The following is a 16,575-nucleotide window of genomic DNA, read 5'->3' as shown; positions in this document are numbered from 1 at the left end:
CGCCGCGCTGGAACGGGGGCGTGTCGCCGGGGCGGGTGAGCAGGTGCGCCACCCCGGCCCGCGACCAGAAGGCGGCCACGTCGAAGGCGGCGCGATCGGCGTCGGGCCCGCTTTCGCCGTATCCGGTGATGAGCCCGTAAACGAGGCGGGGGTTGGCCGCCGACACCGACTCGAAGTCCAGGCCGAGGCGCTGCAGGGCGCCGGGGCGCACGTTGGTCAGGAAAACGTCTGCGTCGGAGAGCAATTCGAGGGCGGTGGCGCGGCCCGGGTCGGTGCCCAGGTCCAGTACCACGCTGCGCTTGGACCGGTTGTCCATCTCGAACGGTGGGTTCAGGCCCAGATCGCAGCCCAGCATGCGGCCGAACATGCGCGCCGGATCACCGGTGGGCGGCTCGATCTTGATCACGTCGGCGCCCCAGTCCGCCAGGATGCCGCCGGCGGCCGGCCCGGCCACCCAGACCCCGAGTTCGACGACTTTGACGCCTGCTACCGGTCCCGCCATGGGTAAGTTCCTACCCTGTCGGCGCGCCGGGGCGCACGCATGCCCCCGATTCGGCGGTGCGGCCTCAGCTCGCCGCGCGCGCCTGGCGCACCGCGAAGCTGCCGTCGTGGTCGAAGGCGGCGCGGTTGGTGTCGACGTAGTCGGCGACGGTCATCGGGCTGCGCCCGCTGATCACCTCGACCAGGTTGTTCTCTCCCGCGAAGACGCCGTCCTGGTAGTCCTGCGCGACGCTGCTGAGGTGCTGGACGAAGAACTCCGGGCGGCCCTGCGCGGTCAGCGCCGCGGCGAAGGCGGGAATCCCGATCGGCTCGTAGCGCACCGCGATGCCGAGCGCCTCCGACATCTGCTCGGCGATCCCGTAGTGGTCGAGTTCCTGGGCGCCCACCAGCGGATAAATCTGCCGATCGTGCGGGGCCGGGTTCTGCAGGATGGCCGCGATGACGCCGCCCTGATCGCGCCCGGCGATGGGAGCGTGGCGCCCGGTGCCGAACGGTAGCCGCAGCACGCCCTCGTCGCCGCTGCGCGACCATTGCCATTTGAGCCACTCGGCGAAGAAGGTCGGACGCAGATGAGTGGTGCCGAAGGCGAACCGGTCCAGCAATCGCTCGGCGATCCAGTGCTGCTGTGCGGCATGACTTTTCGCCTCACGCCGCGCGGATATCTGGGACATGTTGACCACCGCCCGAACTCCCGCCTCGCTGGCGGCCTGGGCGAAGATGGCCGTGGCCGGCAGCAGGCTGCCCGGGGCGATCGGGTAGCAGAAGTAGGCGGCGCTGACGCCGGTCATCGCGGAGCTGACGGCGTGAAAGTCGAGCAGGTCACCCTCGACGATCTCCGCGCCCAGGCCCGCCAGCGCCTCGGAGCGCTGGTCGATGCGGTGCACGAACGCGCGCACCCGGTGCCCGGCGGCGAGCAGAAACTCGACGGTGGGCGCACCGGTATTGCCCGTCGCCGCGGTGATGAGGAACAGCTGATCCGATGACATTTTCCTAGCTCCCTGCTGACTAACGATGTCGTTAGTAAGATACAAGCACGATATGCTGGATAACGCAAGCGTTAGCCAAAAGGGGATCGTGATGGAGTTCGAGAACCGGCTGCAGGATCGCCGGCAGTGGTCGATCGGTGAGGGCTGTTCGATGTCGAAGGTCCTCGAACTGCTGAGCACCAAGACGGCGTTCCAGGTGGTCCGCGAATTGTTCTTCGGCACAACACGGTTCGAGGATTTCGTGGAACGCATCGCGACGTCGGCACCGGCGGTATCGCGGGCGCTCAAGCAGCTCGAGGCGGCGGGCATCGTCGCGCGGGTTCCCTATCGCGAGCCGGGGCAGCGCGCCCGCGACGAGTACCGCCTGACCGAGGCCGGCGAGGACTTCCTGCCGGTGTTCATGGCGCTGGTGCAGTGGGGAGACGCCTACCTGCAAGACGGTCCCACCAGGCTGGCGTTCGTCGACGCCGAGACCGGCCGGGCCGTCGGGGTACGCGTGACCACCGACACCGGCGCACCGGGAAAGCGCTCGGCCGACATCCGGATCCAACGCTCCCCCGCCCCGTCACGGTGACGCCCATGATTGGCTAGAGCGAGGGCAAGCAACCGGGAGGCACACATGAGTCTGGTGGCCGGGCGGGGTCCGCTCAGCAGCGATCCCGCGGGACGCTTCTCGCCCGCGATCCCCGACGACGTCGTCTACGTCGAACCGCATCCCCGGCGGGTGCAGGCCGTCAAGGACGGGCGGGTGGTGATCGACACCGAGCGGGCGCTGATGGTGCACCGCCGGGGCCGGCCGCTGAGCTACGCCTTCGCCGCCGACGAGGTCGGCGACCTACCGAGCGAGCCCGAACCCGAAGCGCCGGGTTTCGTCCAGGTGCCCTGGGACGCGGTCGACACCTGGCTGGAAGAGGGCCGCAGGCTCGTGCACTACCCGCCCAATCCCTATCACCGCGTCGATTGCCGTCCGACCCGGCGGCGCCTGCGCGTCCGCGTCGAGGGCGCCACGCTGGTGGACACCGACGACACGGTGATCGTGTTCGAGACCGCGCTCGCCCCGCGGCTCTACGTCGACCCGGCTCACGTGCGCACCGATCTGCTGCGGCGCTCCGAGACCGAGAGTTACTGCAATTACAAAGGTTTCGCGACGTACTGGTCGTTCGCCTCGGGCGACCATGTCGTGGCCGACGTCGCGTGGAGCTACCCCGGCCCGCCGCCGGAAAGCCTGCCCATCACGGGGTTTCTGAGTTTCGACGAGACCCGCGTCGAAGTGACGGCCGAACTGCCGGTCAGCGCCCGTAGCTAGGACGCCCGAGCCCCAGCTCGTGCTGGGCGATCATATTGCGGAACACCTCCATGGTGCCGCCGTAGATGCCGGCGGGCACGGCGTGCCGGAAGATGAACTCGATGGCACCATTATCGGCGAAGTCCGCCGAACCCGGTGTGTCGGTGGGCAATGCCGATGCCGTCCCGAGCAGGTCCATCAGTTCCTGGGACACCTCACGCATGGTCTGGATGAGCGCCACCCGCCCATACATTCCGGGGGTGGACATGGCGGCCTCGATGCGGGCCATGCTGCGCCCGAACCGGTATTTGATCGCGTCGTCGTCGATCGGCCGCCGGCCCGCCGCATCGGGTCTCGACAGAATCGCCGCGACCCCGTCGGCCACCTCGGCCATCAGGTGGCCGTGCTCCGAGAGCATCGAAATGTTCTGCAGGCCATGGTCTTGGGGGTCGGTGATGCCGTGCTCGGCGTCGAGGGCGAACCGCATCACCGTCCAGCCGCCGTTGACCTCACCGATCCGGTACAGGTCATCGACCCGCACGTCGCTGTAATAGACGATGTTGGTGCGGTCACCGTCCAGCGTGCGGATGCCCTGGATCTCGATGCCTGGCGAATCCAGCGGCACCAGGAACATGGTGAGGTTCTTGTGTTTCGGGCCTTGCGGATCGGTGTTGGTGAGCAGGAAGACGTACTTGGCGTTCTGCGCGTTCGAGGTGAACATCTTGGAGCCATTGATAATCCAGCTAGACCCATCCGCCTCCCGCACGGCCCGGGTCTTGCAGGTGGCGACGTCGGAGCCGCCCTCGGGTTCGGTGTAGCCCAGGCAGAGCCGGATCTCCCCGGACAGCACGCCCGGCAGGATCGCGTCGGCGAGTTCGGGCGCGCCGAATTGCTTGACCAACCGCGCGACCACCGCCGTGGTGCCCCAGTGAAACCACGGGGTGTGGGCGCGACCGATCTCGAGGTGGAAGATTCGCCGGCGCACCGGGTCGAATCCCCCTTCGGACTCCTGGTACCAGTCCGACGTCAGATAACCCGCTTCGCCTAGCGCCAGATGCACCGGCTCACTGAAGTTTTCACCGGTCTCACGATCGCGCCGAAGCACCTCGTCGGTGACGTGTTCGGCCATGAACGCCCGGGTCTCATCGAGGAATTTCTGATCCTCGGGCGAAAGGTCGACGCGGGAGAAGTCCATCAGGCCGCGTCGATGACCAGGGTGCGGAACCGGTCGAGGGTTTCGAGCGCGTGCGTCAGGCTGTCACCGGGCAGGTGAACGCTGACCCACGTGACGCCCAGCTTCTCCAGCTTCTCCAAGCCGTGCAGGTAGGCGTCGGCGTTGAAGTCGTCGTCGGTGATGCTGCCGCCCTCGAAGTTGGTGAACGTGATGTCGATCGACGACCAATCCCGTTGCGCGGCATCGCATCTGCGTCGCAGGTCGTCGATGCCGTCGGCGAGCTTTTGCACGGAGTCGATGACGGCGGTGCCGGCCGTCTGGGCCAGCTGCGGCGGCGCGGGGAACGGGCACCACCCGTCGCCGTACTGGGCCACCCGCTGCCGCGAGGACGACGTGTTGCCCCCGATCCAGATCGGCGGGTGCGGATCGCTGACCGGGCGGGGATGCGCGGTAATGCCACGCGCGCTGAAATGCTTGCCGTCAAAGGAGATATCGTCGCCGGTCCAGATGGCCCGGATCACCTGCAGCGACTCCTCGAACAGCTCGGCGCGCTCGTCGTAGCTGACGCCCAGGGCCGCAAACTCGCGCTTGAGGTAACCCACGCCCACCGCGAGCGTGAACCGCCCACCCGAGAGCAGGTCCAGGGTGGCGCCGGACTTGGCCACCACGAACGGGTTTCGGTACGGCAGCACCACGATGTTCGGGATCAGCCGCAGCGTGGACGTCGTCGCCGCCGCGAAACCCAAGGCGACAAAGGGATCCAACGCATCGTGTCCGCCGGCCTCCAGCCAGCGCTGCGAGGGCGCCGGATGGTCGGTGAAGCCGAAACCGTGGATTCCGGCCGCCTCGGTCGCGGCGGCCACCTTGCCGATCCCGTCCCCGCTCACCAGCTCCGGGTTGTACGGATGACTGTGCATCGGGTGGGTGATGGTGAACCGCATGGCCTTAGAACCGCGCGCGGGAGTCGATCGCCGTGTCGCTGGTGCGCAGCGGGCGGATCAGCGCCTCCTGGGCGAAGGAGGCCAGCAGCTCGCCCTCTTCGGAGTGCACGGTCCCGCGCACGTATGACATGCCCGCACCGACCTGGGTGCTCTCGTGGGTGTAGAGCAGCCATCCGGTCCAGTCCACGGGTTCGTGGAAGGCGACCGAGATGCTCATCGGCGCGGTCGACACGGTCAGGTGGGCCTGCGCGGTGCCGATGCCCTCGTGCGCCCGCATGGTGGTCGAGATGCCCAGGTGGCCGGTGAAGTACGCGAGCAGCGCCTTGGCCAACTCGTCGCGCGTGGGGATCGGGTCGTAGTGCAGCCACGCATAGAGCTCCGGCGGGCCGACCTCGTCGGGGCTGTTGACGTCGACGACGTCGACGAGGCGCAGCTCGCGACCGACCATCGGCATCGGCGAGTGGTGCGCGTCCGCCGGGCCGGCGACGTCGGGGCGCGGCAGGTGGTGACGGATGACGTCGTCGGTGGGCACGTCAGCCAGCACCGTGATGCTCAGGCAGCGCCGGCCGTTCTGATGCACGGCGACCACCGCGGTGGCGGTGGAGCGGCCCTCGGCCACGACGTCGAGAACCAGTTCGATGGGCGGGCCGACGGTGATCGCGCGCGAGAAGACGGCGTGCGCCGAGCGCACCGACTTGTCGGGGAAGCGTTTGGCCACCGCGACGATCGCCTGCGCCAGCACCTGGGTGCCCTCCACCACCTGGCGTTCGTCGCCCGCCGCGATGCCGGTCTCGCCGGTGAACTTGTCCTGCCCGTCTTCCTGGACGTCGAACAGGTCCAGCAGGCCCTGCACGGTCCACTCGGTCTGCGCGGATTCCTCAGACGCCTTCGTCAATCCCGTTCACCTCTCGCGCTCGCAGCTCAGCGCTCAGCGTGACACTTTGAGTAGGATTTGTAAAGCTTGGCTAACAAGACGCCAGTCCGCCGCACCGGTAAGACGGCCGAAAGCCTAGGGAGGCAACCCAATTGGGTATCGTGACCACCACCTCGGAAACCGCGTTCACCCAGTCCGCCGAAACGGTGTACGACTTCGTCACCAATCCGCAGAACTGGACCAAGACCTATCCCGGCAGCGCGCACATCGCCAACTTGCCGCAGCTCCCGCTCAAGGTCGGTGACACCTGGGAGGAGGCCGGCCCCGACGGCGACCGGGTCTTCACCTGGCAGCTGGCCGCCGCGGTGCGCCCGACGCGGTTCGTGTTCACCTCGGTCGGCCGCCTGGGCCATGACCGCGACGGCAACGGCGGCATGGAGGGGCGCATCACGGTCTCCTACCACTTCACCAGGCCGGGGCAGGACGTCACGCTGTTCTCCCGCACCATGACGATCGAGGCGTACAAGCACGCCCCGCTGCCCGATCAGCTCTTCATGCAGGCCAATCCCGCCAAGATCGACGCCTATCACCAGGCCGTCGCCCGCGAGCTCGCCCGATCGGCAGATTGACACCGACACCCGCGGTGCATGACACTTTTTCGGTGTTTTGTAAAGCAGACCGCGACGCGCCAGGCGGGGACCGATGATCCCCGAGCCGCTGGCCAACGGTTTCTGCTTCGGCGAGGGCCCGCGCTGGTTCGAGGGCCTGCTGTGGTTCTCGGACATGCTGGGCGAGGCGGTGCACACCGCGACCATGGGCGGATCACTGACCACGCTGCCGCTGCCCGGGCATTCGCCGTCCGGCCTGGGCTTTCGGCCCGACGGGTCGCTGCTGATCGCCTCGACCGAGGACCGGCAGGTGCTGCGCTATGACGGCGAAACCGTGGTCACCATCGCCGATCTCGCGGACGTGGCGCCGGCCAACCTCGGCGACATGGTCATCGACGACGCGGGCCGCGCCTACATCGGCTGCCAGGCGTTGCACGGCGGCGTCATCATCCGGCTCGACCCCGACGACAACGCGACCGTCGTGGCCGACGACCTCGACTTCCCCAACGGGATGGCGATCACCCCGGACCGCAAGACCCTGATCGTCGCCGAGTCGACCGGCCGGCGGCTCTCCGCGTTCTCCATCGGCGCCGACGGCGGACTGTCCGACCGACGGGTTTTCGCCGACGGCCTGGACGGGCCGCCCGACGGCATCGCGCTGGACGCCGAGGGTGGGGTGTGGGCGTCGATGACGCTGGCCCACCAGTTCGAGCGGATCGTGGCCGGCGGCGACGTGACCGATCGCATCGACATGGGCGAGCGGGTCGCCATCGCCTGCGCGCTGGGCGGTCCGCAGCGCCGCACGCTGTTTTTGTTGTCGAGCACGGAGGCCTATCCTCAGCGCCTGGCCGGCACGCGGCTTTCGCGGCTGGACGCGGTCACGGTGACCACCCCCGGCGCCGGCCTGCCCTGACCCGAGAGGTTGACGATGACCGACGCCTACTACGAGCTGATCGACCCGGCCGGCGATGACGCCGCCGCGCTGGGCGAGAAGTTCAGGGCGACCGATCTGGCGCGCGGCACCTGGTCGGCGGCGATCCAGCACGGCGGTCCGGTATCGGCGCTGTTGGTCCGGGCGCTGGAGCGGTGCGAGCAGCGCGACGACACCCGGCTGTCCCGCGTGGTCATCGACCTGCTGGGCGGGGTCCCGGCCGAGGGCGACCTGTGGGTGCGCGCCGACGTGCAGCGCCCCGGCAAGCAGATCGAATTGCTCGGCGCCGAAATGCTGGCCCCCGGTCCCGACGGCGCCCCGCGGCCGGTGGCGCGCGCCAGCGGGTGGCGGTTGCAGCACCAGGACACGGAACCGATCGCGCACGCCGCGGCGCCACTGCCCCGGCCCCGGGCCGAGGCCTTCAACCGCAACCTGAAGGCGCGCGACTGGGACCGCAACTATGTGCACAGCTTGGAGTGGCTGTGGCTCACCGAGCCGCTGAGCGAAGGCCCCGGCGAATCCTGGATCAACCCGACCGTCGACCTGGTCAACGGCGAGTCCATGACGCAGCTGGAACGGCTGTTCGCGGTGGCCGACTGCGCCAACGGCATCGGCAGCAAGCTCGACATCACCAAATGGACGTTCCTGAACACTGATCTGGCGGTGCATGTGTTTCGTGTTCCCGACGGCGACTGGATCGGCATCCGGGCGGAGACCAGCTACGGGCCGGACGGCATCGGCACGACCATCGGCACGTTGTTCGACGAGCAGGGCGCGGTCGGCGCCATCCAGCAGTCGGTGCTGGTGCGCCGGCGCCCGCCTCGGGCCTAACGTGGGAGCGAATGACCGTGACACCTCGGCGACACTTCGAAAAGTCTGAATCATGAGCCAGCCGGCCCGGGCGACGACGATCGCCGACACCGACACCTCGACCCGTCAGCGGATTCTGGCGGCCACCGCCGAGGTGCTCGGCCGTAACGGCAAGACCAAGCTCAGCCTGTCCGACGTCGCCACGCAGGCCGGGGTTTCCCGCCCCACGCTGTATCGCTGGTTCGCCTCCAAAGAGGAATTGCTGTCGGCGTTTTCGGCCTACGAGCGCCAGATCTTCGAAAGCGGATTGGTGAAGGCCACCGCCGGCCTGAAGGGCGTCGACAAGCTCGACGCCGTGCTGCGGTTCATCGTCGAATACCAGCATTCGTACTCCGGGGTGCGGATGGTCGACGTCGAGCCCGAGCACACCATCGCCCAGTTCTCCTGGGTCATCCCGCAGATGCGCGAGGGCCTGCAGCGCCACCTGCCCGGGCCCAACGCGGCGGTGAAGGCGGCGACGGTCATCCGGATCGCGATCTCGCACTACATCGTGCGAAGCGATGATGCGGATCAGTTCTTGGCGCAGCTGCGGCATGCCGTGGGGATCAAGGGCAGCTAGTCGCCGGGTTCAGAGGCATCATCACGGAAATGTCCCTGAGGCACTCGCTGTCTACCAACGAGCTGTCGTGGCTATCGTGCTCTTTCCTGGAGTCGAATCCGGAGTTGTTGGCGAATCTCGGCGTGAATGTCAGCTTGGACTGTGGCGGCGATTTCGAGGGTGGCGGCTATACCGAACCGGACCGGTGCGGCTAGACGGCCAGCATCGACGCGGCAGTCGACGTTGATCTCAAGAGCCTCGCCGGTGGCAAAGGCTACAGCGCGGTCGCCTTCGAGAATCTCGTGCTGAACGGTTCCGGCTCTGGCAACCCAATACTCGGCTTCGGTCCGGTACACACCGAGGTGCTCTCCCGGTGGGTCGAACGACAGCCGGGCCATGCGATGCTTCCGGGTTCGGGGGTTCACCTCGGAAATCCACCCAACGGTGATGGTCAGCCGTCGCCACTCGGTAGTCGCCGCCAGGCTTGGCGGGAGGGGAAGTGTGAACGTCTGGCGTTGATCCGCTGAGATCGATCCTGCACCGAGCAGAAGCACGCGGTTAGAAGCGGCGGTGGCCACGCGTTCGGTCTGCACCGCTCCGTATCCGAGGAGGCGTGAGATGCGGCGGCGGTCGAGGTTGCCATTGCCAATGACCTGTTCGATCTCGTTCCTGAGAGGTCCCCAGGCCGCGGCGTGCACAAGTAGGGTCTTCGCCAGCGCAGGGTGATATTCCGGTGTCGGATAGGACGGCTCGCCTTGTTGCGGCTGAAGCGATTCGAGGACGTCGAAGATGCCGTCCACGGTCCTCGTGGCCAGGGCGGTGGAGTTGCTGGTCCCGTGGGTATAGGCCGTCGCCGTGATCGCGCCAGCCGTGCCAGGTGCGGCGACGCGGATCCCCGGCCCGGTAACTGTCGTTTCGGCCGGAGACAGCTGTGTATCGCCTTCAGCGGCAAGTGGACGTTGGTACAAGCTGCGTCCACCGGGTAGTAGCACATCGGGCTTGGCTGAGTTGTGATGCCCAAACCCCACAGGAGTATAGAGCGCCGGCATACCGGTCCCGGCGGCGTCGAGGACAGTGTCGCTGGTGGGCGTAGCTGCTGCGTCGAGGTGAAGGGCGCCGACCGTCAGAACGTTGATCGCCTCCGCCGGGGACAGGATGCGACGATGCCGGGCCCGCTCGTACATGGCGTTGGCCACCGACCGCCGTAACGCCTCGGCATCCGCGATTACCGCAGCCGGGACGGTGACGCCGATATCGTGATTGCCTGCGCTGACGAGGATGACGACGTTGTAGCGGTGCGCAAGCCAGTCGAGCAGCTTCGCCAGTGGGCTGATCCGGCGGATGAACATCTGAATGGGGTCGCCGATGGAGAGGTTTACCACGCGCACGCTGGGGGCCTGAGGCGGAGCAGAACCGTCGCCTTCGAACATGCGGCGAAAGGCTCGGTGGATCAGATCCACGAGGAGACGGTTGGGCAGCACCGTCTCCCGGTCGTCGAAGACAGGGTGGGGCTGCATGATCGGCCGAACGTAGACACGTCTGGCGCTTGGTCGTCCATCGTCGTTGAGGTCGCCGTGGCAGATCAGGGATGCCATTGCCGTTCCATGGTGCATCCTGGAACTCGTGTAACCATCGGCGATTTGGTCCGGATCGTCGATGATGAGTCGCCCGGTGAGGGCGATGTGGCCGGCCATCGGCAGGCCGTCAAGCAGTGCTATCCGCGGAAGGTTGTTTGTCGGCGTGATAGCGAATTGCTCGGGATCGAGGTCTTCATCGGTCGCGGCGAAGCCAGGGATCGACATCGGGCGTGCGGGCGAGACGTACATGATGCTGTCGGTGGTCAGCAATGCGATCGCATCCGGTCCCTGCTGCACGACGGATTCCACTTGGCCGTAAGGTATGTCAGCCAGAATTGCGTGGTAGTCGATCGCTTCGATTGTCGCTTGGCTGATGACTCGACCGCCTGTCTCAGCAACTATCGCGGTGACGTCGGATTGGGCCTGAGTCCGGCGGGCCGGGTCTCGGCGGTACCAGAGTTCGATTTCGACTCGCGCGAAAGTGGCTGATTGCCCGACGATGTCGATGGTCTCGTGCCACTGCTCGAGTAGTCCGGTTTCACGGACACGGTCTTGAGAGCCCCACCGGCGGACTTCCCGCAAAAGAGCGAACACGTTGCGCAGCGGAGCGAGACCACGCGGCATCCGCACCCGCGGATTCTGTTGCCATTGTTCAAATAGTGATAGCAGCTGAGCAACAGCTTGGGCGTTCGACATCACGACGTACAGACTGTCGTTGACGCGCTCGGTGGTGGGTTCGTCGTCTCGAACGAAGTGAAAGTCGTCGTCAGATTCGAACTCGTCGCCATCAACTTCGAGCAGGAACTCCAGGCCGGGGACCTGCTGGGCGGCGCGGGCGAACTGCGCGACAGTACCGGCAAGGTCGAAGACGACCACCAATTCCGGATCGGCCTCGGCGGTCTCGCCGGCAATATCGACTCGAGCCGCGTCGAGCGCCTGCTGAAGAGCGCTGAATTGAGGTTCGAGCCGCTGTCGCTGGCGTGCAGGGCTTGGCCCAGACACGCCGGGGCCGGGGAATCGCGGTGAGCCGGTGGGTATCTGGCCCGCGATCGGCGGTCCGAACGAAAGTGGCGGCCGCGGTGAGGTCACGAATTCCTCAGGGCGTGCCATTGCTTAAGCTGTTCGCGCACAACGTCTTCGATGCGTCCATCGGGAAGCAACAGGACATAGCGGCGTATCACGTCCTGGGCGAACTCCTCGATCTCAGCGTAGCTAGCTCCGGCCAACTTGTCGGCGAGTGTCCGCGGAGACTGCCCAAGGCTGCCGCCCAGCTTTATCCGCAGACGTTCCAAGAAAGCCGTAGCTTGCGCGCGGGAGGGAGGCTCGAGCGGCAGTCGTAGCTGGAACCTTCGCCACGCGGCGCGATCGAGAAGCTCACCGTGGTTGGTGGCGCAGATCGCGACGACATGCGACGGCAGTCGGTCGATTTGCAGGAGCAACGTAGAGACGACACGTTTGATCTCGCCGGTCTCGTGGGCGTCGGCACGCTCCTTCGCGATGGTGTCGAACTCATCGAAGAACAGAACACACCGCCGGGTCCGCGCGAACTCGAAGACGTGATCGAGTCGAGTCGTGGTCTCGCCCAAGAAGCTGGACACGACGCCCTCGTATCGCACCACGTAGAACGGCACCATCAACTCGGCGGCAATAGCTTCAGCCAGCGATGTCTTGCCGTTGCCCGGTGGTCCCTCCAACAGAATCCGGTTGCGCGGCTCGATGCCATGACTGCGGAGAAGCTCGCTGCGGTGATGCTCCTCGATGACCTCGTTGACGGCTGATGAGACGCGCGGTTCCATCTGAACGTCGACGAGGCGCCGTTTGGGAACCACCTCTTGGACAAGGTCAGACACCCTGCGAGCAGAGTCATCACGTGCCAGGAGGCCACGCGCACCCGTGGTGGTGATCAGCTCTGAGAGGCGGTCGGCGACCAAATGGTGTTGGTTGTTGCGTTCCTCGGCGATGATTGCTTCCACCAGCATTCGGAACCGTGTGTTATCGCCACGCTGCTGAGCCTCGACCAAGTCGATGACTAAGTCAGACCTCGCCACAGTCCCTCCTTCATCGGTGTACACCGCCAAGCTCTTGCGTTAGCGTGTCGCTGACTGCATCATGTCAGACCAAACCCACAAGTCGTCTATGACGTGCACGTTTATTGCACCGCGATTACGTCGTTAGCCGTCGCAAATCGATGCTGCCGCATGCTGGCCGCGCCCTGTGCCGCGGACGTATAGGGCGAGCGTGTCCAAGCAGCTTCGAAAACTGAAAAAGCTCGTACCAACCCTTAAATAATGGGGTGGCGCTAGTCGAACAGCACCGCCGCATTCAGATAACCCGTCGGGTCCAATGCCGCCTTGAGTGTCCGCATCGCGGCGATGTCGGCGGCCTCGCGTGACATCCCCAGATACGGCCGCTTGCGGCTGCCGACGCCGTGTTCGGAGCTGACGTTGCCGCCGGAGCGCGCGATGAGGTCCATCATCGGCTCGTACAGCACCCGCTCCCGGTCGGCCGGGCAGCGCAACACGTTCAGGTGCAGGTTGCCCTCGCCGATGTGGCCGAACAGCACCGGCAGCGCGTCGGGGGCATGCGTGTGCACCAAATCGACCGCGTGGCTTTCGAATTCGCTGATCGCCGACAGCGGCAGTGAGACGTCGAATTTCAGCGGCGGTCCGTACACGCCGAGCACCTCGGCCAGCGATTCGCGCACCTGCCACAACCGTTGCTGCGCAACGAGATCCACCCCGACCGCGGGTTCGCCAGAAATCGGCACGTCGTCGAGCAGCTCGGCCAGTCGCTCGGTCTGGTCGTGATCGGCGGCCAACTCCACCAGCAGCAGCCACTCGCCCTCAACCGGTGAACCGACGCCGCGATGCTCGGCCGTCAACGCGGCGGCGCGGCCGTCGATCAGTTCCAGGGCCGCGATGCCTTCCACGTCGCGGAACACCCGGCCCGCCGCCACCAGCGCGTCGAGGTCGGCGAATCCGCAGATCGCCGTCACCCGGTGCGACGGGGTGGCGTGCAGCCGCAGATCCAGCTCGGTGATGACGCCCAGCGTGCCCTCCGCGCCCACGAACAGCGCCGGCAGGTCGTAGCCGGTGTTGTCCCGGCGCACCCGGCTGTGCCGGCGCAGCAGTGTGCCGTCGGGCAGCGCCACCTGCACGCCGACCACCTGCTCGCCCATGTTGCCGTAGCGGACCGTGCGCAGGCCGCCGGCGTTCGTCGACGCCATGCCGCCCACGGTCGCGGTGTCACGCGCGGCCAGGTCCACGCCGAACACCAAACCGGCTGCGGCGGCGGCCCGTTGGACCGCGGCCAGCGTGGCTCCGGCGCCGGCCTCGATGCGGCGTTCTACGGTGTCGACGTCGGCGACGGCGTGCAGCCGTTCGGTGGACAGCAACACGTCGTCATGCTCGGGAACCGTGCCGGCCACCAGCGATGTCCGGCCGCCCTGCACGGTCACGTGCGCGCCCGCGTCGCGGCACACCCGCAGCACCTCGGCGACCTGTTCGGCCGTGCCGGGCCGCACCAGCGCGCTCGCCTTGCCGCGGTAGCGGCCGGTGTGGTCGACGCTGCGGGCCGCCAGCACGTCGGGATCGGTGACGACGTGGTTCGATCCGACCAGGCTCGCCAGGCTGCGCAGCATGCTCGCGGTTATAGCACCGACGACGCAAGACGCTTGCACCGGCCGCGTGTTGTCCAGGTTCAGCCCGGCACCGCGCGGAAGCACCCATCGACATGGCCGTTCCGATTCCCACGGCCTGCACGAACGAGTGGGCGACGACGGGACCGACATGCCGAAAACCCGCCTGGCGCAAGGCGGCCGACCCCCGCCATCGCCTTCATCGCTCGACCCTATCCACTGCCTTGGGGCACCTCGGCGAATCCCGGTTGCCCCGCGTCGACAACGGAATTGAACCGGTGCCGAGTTTGCAGGCGCTCATTGATGTCCTGGATCGCGCTCTCGGGAAGCGCGGTGACGTCGAAGTTCTCGCGGATGCGTGCCGGCGTCACGGATGCCGTGAGAACCGCGCTTTCCCGCTGAATTCCCCAGGCCAGCAGCACCTGTGCGGGAGTCTTGCCGAACTGCCGGGCGATGGACACGATGAGAGGGTCGTCGAGGAGCCGCGGTTCCAGCGCGTGCCCCAGCGAGGCGAACGCCGACAGGATGATTCCGTCCGTGTCGCGCAAACCGTGCAGTTCCCACTGGGGGTGATACGGGTGCGACTCGACCTGGACGACCGCCGGCTTGATGCGGGCGGTCTCGACTATCCTTCGGACGCCTTCGGCGTCGATGTCGGACAGCCCGATTGCGTTCGTAAGGCCTTCGTCCACAAGCGCTTCCATCGCGGCCCACGTCTCCTCCAGGGTGACGCCGTCGTCGTAGATGACGGCGCCGTGGATGTCGCGGGGATCTTGGTCATCGCCAGGCTGGAACGCGAACGGGGTGTGCACCAGATACAGGTCCACCGTGTCCAGCCCGAGCCTGTTAAGGCTCGCCTGCAGCGCGGGCTTCACCCGTTCGGGTCGGTGGTTGTTGTTCCACAGCTTGGTGGTCACGAACAGCTCGTCGCGGCGGACCGTCCCGTCGGCGAACAGCTCCTTGAGCGCCGCACCCACCTCGGCTTCGTTGCGGTAACGCTCCGCAGCGTCGAGGTGGCGGAACCCGACCTCGACCGCGGCTTTGACGGCCTCGCGCGTCCTGCCGTTATCGGAAAGCGAAGTCCCGAACCCGAGCGCCGGAATCTCCCCGCCGTTGTTCAGGACGATTCTGCGTTGACTGAGATTCTCGTTCGATGTCATGGCGGTCCGGCCTCCTCGCTTGTCACCTGGTTTATAACTGACCAGTCGTCTATTTAACAGGCGCGGCCGGTGCCGACATTCCCGGTCTTAACCATCAGTCCAGGAGCGCCGGGACCGTGACCGCCTCGAAGCGGTCGTAGGGGCCGCGACTGCGGGTCACCTTGCCGCGTAGGGCCGCCCCTTCCCACGCCTCGATCAGTTGGGCCGCCAGTTGCTCCGCATCAAGGTCCGCGCGAATCTCGCCCGATCCACGCTGGCCGGACCGCACACATTCCGCGATGGCCGTATCCCAGCGGTCGAGAATGCGGACGAGCTCGGCACGGACCTGGTCGCTGGATCCCCCGAGCTCGAGCGAGAGGTTGCCGACCAGGCAGCCGAGCAGGAAGTTGCCGGTTTCGTGTTCGTCGGCGAGCGCATGGAAGAAGCGGGTGATTCGCTCCCGCGCCGGCCCGTCCGCCTCCAGGATGGGCACCAGGCGCGCTTCGATATCGGCCCAGTAGTGCTCCAGGATGGCCGCGGCAAACGCCTCTTTGCTGGGGAAGTACGCGTAGAACGACCCCTTCGGCACGCCGGCGGCGTCGGTGATGTCTTTGACGCCGCTGGCCGCGAACCCACGCGCATGCACGAGATCCAGCCCTGCCGCCAACAGCCGGCGCGGCACGTCCGGGTTTGGTGGGCGGGGCATGCCACCGATATTAGCCGACCGGTCACTTATAGCGTCGGCGGCCGCATGGGCCGCCTAGAACTCCTTGTGATTCACGTCGGTGACCAGGCCGCCGTCCATGATGTACTCGCTGCCGGTGGAGTAGGACGACTCGTCGCTGGCCAGGAAGAGCACGAAGGTCGCGACCTCGCGGACCTCGCCCGGGCGGCCCAGCGGGATGGTCACCATGTCCTCGGGCAGGTGGGCGGTCATCGGGGTGCGGATGAACCCCGGGTGTATCGAGTTGACCCGGATGTTGTGCGGCGCCAGCTCGAGGGCCGCCGACTTCGCCAGCCCGCGCACGCCCCACTTGGACGCGACGTAGGGGTGCACCATCGGCGCGCCGCGCAGGCCCTCGATGGAGGACACGTTGATGATCGAGCCGCCGCCGGCCGCGATCATCGGCTCGACCGCGGCCCGCATGCCCAAGAACGTCCCGGTCAGGTTGACGTCAATCACCTTCTGCCACTTGGCCAGATCGAAGTTCTTCAGCGAGCCGAGCGCCACGGTGCCGGCGTTGTTGACCAGCACGTTGAGCTTGCCGAATTCGCCGACCGCGGTGGCGACGGCGGCGTCCCACTGGTCTGGCTGGGTGACGTCGAGGTGCACGTAGCGCGCGGAGTCGCCGATCTCGTCGGCCAGCGCCTTGCCCTGGTCGTCGAGGATGTCGCCGATCACGACCTTGGCGCCCTCCTCGACCAGCAGCCGCGCGTCTTCGGCTCCCATGCCGCCGGCGCCACCACTGATCAGCGCAACCTTGCCGTCTACCCGACCCACGTGGGTCTCCTTT

At 67.0% G+C, this 16,575-nt stretch carries 17 protein-coding genes; 6 read left to right on the top strand and 11 right to left on the bottom strand.

Annotation, left to right across the window (positions count from 1 at the left end):
• Together A5622_RS25890 and A5622_RS25885 are read right to left on the bottom strand one after the other, a co-directional pair.
• A partial coding sequence (locus A5622_RS25890; RefSeq protein WP_197508097.1) for a CoA transferase occupies positions 1-502 on the bottom strand: 502 nt, incomplete at its 3' end.
• Between the two features lie 64 nt (positions 503-566).
• Positions 567-1,487, bottom strand: a complete 921-nt coding sequence (locus A5622_RS25885) for an NmrA family NAD(P)-binding protein (RefSeq protein ID WP_066882098.1) — start codon at positions 1,485-1,487, stop codon at positions 567-569.
• Positions 1,488-1,578: 91 nt separating this feature from the next.
• Between A5622_RS25885 and A5622_RS25880 the strand changes: the two genes are divergently transcribed.
• Together A5622_RS25880 and A5622_RS25875 are read left to right on the top strand one after the other, a co-directional pair.
• Entirely contained in the window at positions 1,579-2,061 is a 483-nt protein-coding gene (locus A5622_RS25880) for a helix-turn-helix domain-containing protein (RefSeq protein ID WP_066882109.1), read from the top strand.
• A gap of 45 nt (positions 2,062-2,106) precedes the next feature.
• Positions 2,107-2,793 carry a DUF427 domain-containing protein gene (locus A5622_RS25875; RefSeq protein ID WP_066861531.1) on the top strand — a complete coding sequence of 229 codons (687 nt, stop codon included), beginning with the start codon at positions 2,107-2,109 and terminating at the stop codon, positions 2,791-2,793.
• Here the strand turns inward: A5622_RS25875 and A5622_RS25870 are convergent.
• The 3 genes from A5622_RS25870 to A5622_RS25860 are packed head-to-tail and all read right to left on the bottom strand — an operon-like array spanning position 2,777 to position 5,782.
• On the bottom strand, positions 2,777-3,967 hold the full coding sequence (locus A5622_RS25870; RefSeq protein WP_066882096.1) for an acyl-CoA dehydrogenase family protein: 1,191 nt from the start codon (positions 3,965-3,967) through the stop codon (positions 2,777-2,779). The two genes, A5622_RS25875 and A5622_RS25870, sit on opposite strands and share 17 nt — an antisense overlap.
• A complete protein-coding gene (locus A5622_RS25865; RefSeq protein ID WP_066882094.1) occupies positions 3,967-4,887 on the bottom strand; it encodes an LLM class F420-dependent oxidoreductase in 921 nt (306 codons plus the stop codon). The genes A5622_RS25870 and A5622_RS25865 overlap by 1 nt, the downstream gene beginning before the upstream one ends.
• A 4-nt stretch (positions 4,888-4,891) precedes the next feature.
• Positions 4,892-5,782, bottom strand: a complete 891-nt coding sequence (locus A5622_RS25860; RefSeq protein WP_066882092.1) for an acyl-CoA thioesterase II — start codon at positions 5,780-5,782, stop codon at positions 4,892-4,894.
• A gap of 131 nt (positions 5,783-5,913) precedes the next feature.
• Between A5622_RS25860 and A5622_RS25855 the strand changes: the two genes are divergently transcribed.
• The 4 genes from A5622_RS25855 to A5622_RS25840 all read left to right on the top strand — a co-directional run bounded on the left by A5622_RS25855 (position 5,914) and on the right by A5622_RS25840 (position 8,729).
• On the top strand, positions 5,914-6,390 hold the full coding sequence (locus A5622_RS25855; protein WP_066861518.1) for an SRPBCC family protein: 477 nt from the start codon (positions 5,914-5,916) through the stop codon (positions 6,388-6,390).
• Positions 6,391-6,463: 73 nt separating this feature from the next.
• Entirely contained in the window at positions 6,464-7,282 is an 819-nt protein-coding gene (locus A5622_RS25850) for an SMP-30/gluconolactonase/LRE family protein (protein ID WP_066882090.1), read from the top strand.
• Positions 7,283-7,297: 15 nt separating this feature from the next.
• Positions 7,298-8,131 carry a thioesterase family protein gene (locus tag A5622_RS25845; protein ID WP_066861512.1) on the top strand — a complete coding sequence of 278 codons (834 nt, stop codon included), beginning with the start codon at positions 7,298-7,300 and terminating at the stop codon, positions 8,129-8,131.
• A gap of 52 nt (positions 8,132-8,183) precedes the next feature.
• The gene (locus A5622_RS25840) at positions 8,184-8,729 is read left to right on the top strand and encodes a TetR/AcrR family transcriptional regulator (protein ID WP_066882088.1); all 546 of its coding nucleotides are present in this window, start codon (positions 8,184-8,186) and stop codon (positions 8,727-8,729) included.
• 71 nt (positions 8,730-8,800) lie between these two features.
• On the opposite strand, the gene A5622_RS25835 is transcribed toward A5622_RS25840, so the two are convergent.
• From A5622_RS25835 to A5622_RS25810, 6 genes are all read right to left on the bottom strand, one after another.
• On the bottom strand, positions 8,801-11,395 hold the full coding sequence (locus A5622_RS25835) for a S8 family peptidase (RefSeq protein WP_232003045.1): 2,595 nt from the start codon (positions 11,393-11,395) through the stop codon (positions 8,801-8,803).
• Positions 11,371-12,333, bottom strand: a complete 963-nt coding sequence (locus tag A5622_RS25830) for an AAA family ATPase (protein WP_066882105.1) — start codon at positions 12,331-12,333, stop codon at positions 11,371-11,373. Before A5622_RS25830 ends, A5622_RS25835 begins: the two co-directional genes overlap by 25 nt.
• Positions 12,334-12,584: 251 nt before the next feature.
• A complete protein-coding gene (locus tag A5622_RS25825) occupies positions 12,585-13,925 on the bottom strand; it encodes an FAD-binding oxidoreductase (protein ID WP_066882104.1) in 1,341 nt (446 codons plus the stop codon).
• Between the two features lie 209 nt (positions 13,926-14,134).
• Positions 14,135-15,082 (bottom strand): aldo/keto reductase, encoded by a 948-nt coding sequence (locus tag A5622_RS25820; RefSeq protein ID WP_066882086.1) that lies wholly within the window; start codon positions 15,080-15,082, stop codon positions 14,135-14,137.
• A 94-nt stretch (positions 15,083-15,176) separates the two neighbouring features.
• Positions 15,177-15,767 (bottom strand): TetR/AcrR family transcriptional regulator, encoded by a 591-nt coding sequence (locus tag A5622_RS25815; RefSeq protein WP_066882084.1) that lies wholly within the window; start codon positions 15,765-15,767, stop codon positions 15,177-15,179.
• A gap of 54 nt (positions 15,768-15,821) precedes the next feature.
• Positions 15,822-16,562: a glucose 1-dehydrogenase gene (locus A5622_RS25810; protein ID WP_066868231.1), complete on the bottom strand. Its 741-nt coding sequence runs from the start codon at positions 16,560-16,562 to the stop codon at positions 15,822-15,824.
• Between the last annotated feature and the right edge of the window lie 13 nt (positions 16,563-16,575).

It is taken from the genome of Mycobacterium sp. 1245801.1, assembly GCF_001673055.1.
GTDB classification, from domain to species: Bacteria; Actinomycetota; Actinomycetes; order Mycobacteriales; family Mycobacteriaceae; genus Mycobacterium; species Mycobacterium europaeum_A.
The sequence above is the reverse complement of the archived record's forward strand: the minus strand, read 5'-3'. Positions and strand labels throughout refer to the sequence as shown.

Excerpts from the sequence above, each read along its gene's own strand:
- A5622_RS25885 (WP_066882098.1), bottom strand. The coding sequence starts at position 1,487 with ATGTCATCGGATCAGCTGTTCCTCATCACCGCGGCGACGGGCAATACC.
- A5622_RS25880 (WP_066882109.1), top strand. The coding sequence starts at position 1,579 with ATGGAGTTCGAGAACCGGCTGCAGGATCGCCGGCAGTGGTCGATCGGT.
- A5622_RS25875 (WP_066861531.1), top strand. The coding sequence starts at position 2,107 with ATGAGTCTGGTGGCCGGGCGGGGTCCGCTCAGCAGCGATCCCGCGGGA.
- A5622_RS25870 (WP_066882096.1), bottom strand. The coding sequence starts at position 3,967 with ATGGACTTCTCCCGCGTCGACCTTTCGCCCGAGGATCAGAAATTCCTC.
- A5622_RS25865 (WP_066882094.1), bottom strand. The coding sequence starts at position 4,887 with ATGCGGTTCACCATCACCCACCCGATGCACAGTCATCCGTACAACCCG.
- A5622_RS25850 (WP_066882090.1), top strand. The coding sequence starts at position 6,464 with ATGATCCCCGAGCCGCTGGCCAACGGTTTCTGCTTCGGCGAGGGCCCG.
- A5622_RS25845 (WP_066861512.1), top strand. The coding sequence starts at position 7,298 with ATGACCGACGCCTACTACGAGCTGATCGACCCGGCCGGCGATGACGCC.
- A5622_RS25840 (WP_066882088.1), top strand. The coding sequence starts at position 8,184 with ATGAGCCAGCCGGCCCGGGCGACGACGATCGCCGACACCGACACCTCG.
- A5622_RS25835 (WP_232003045.1), bottom strand. The coding sequence starts at position 11,395 with ATGGCACGCCCTGAGGAATTCGTGACCTCACCGCGGCCGCCACTTTCG.
- A5622_RS25825 (WP_066882104.1), bottom strand. The coding sequence starts at position 13,925 with ATGCTGCGCAGCCTGGCGAGCCTGGTCGGATCGAACCACGTCGTCACC.
- A5622_RS25820 (WP_066882086.1), bottom strand. The coding sequence starts at position 15,082 with ATGACATCGAACGAGAATCTCAGTCAACGCAGAATCGTCCTGAACAAC.
- A5622_RS25815 (WP_066882084.1), bottom strand. The coding sequence starts at position 15,767 with ATGCCCCGCCCACCAAACCCGGACGTGCCGCGCCGGCTGTTGGCGGCA.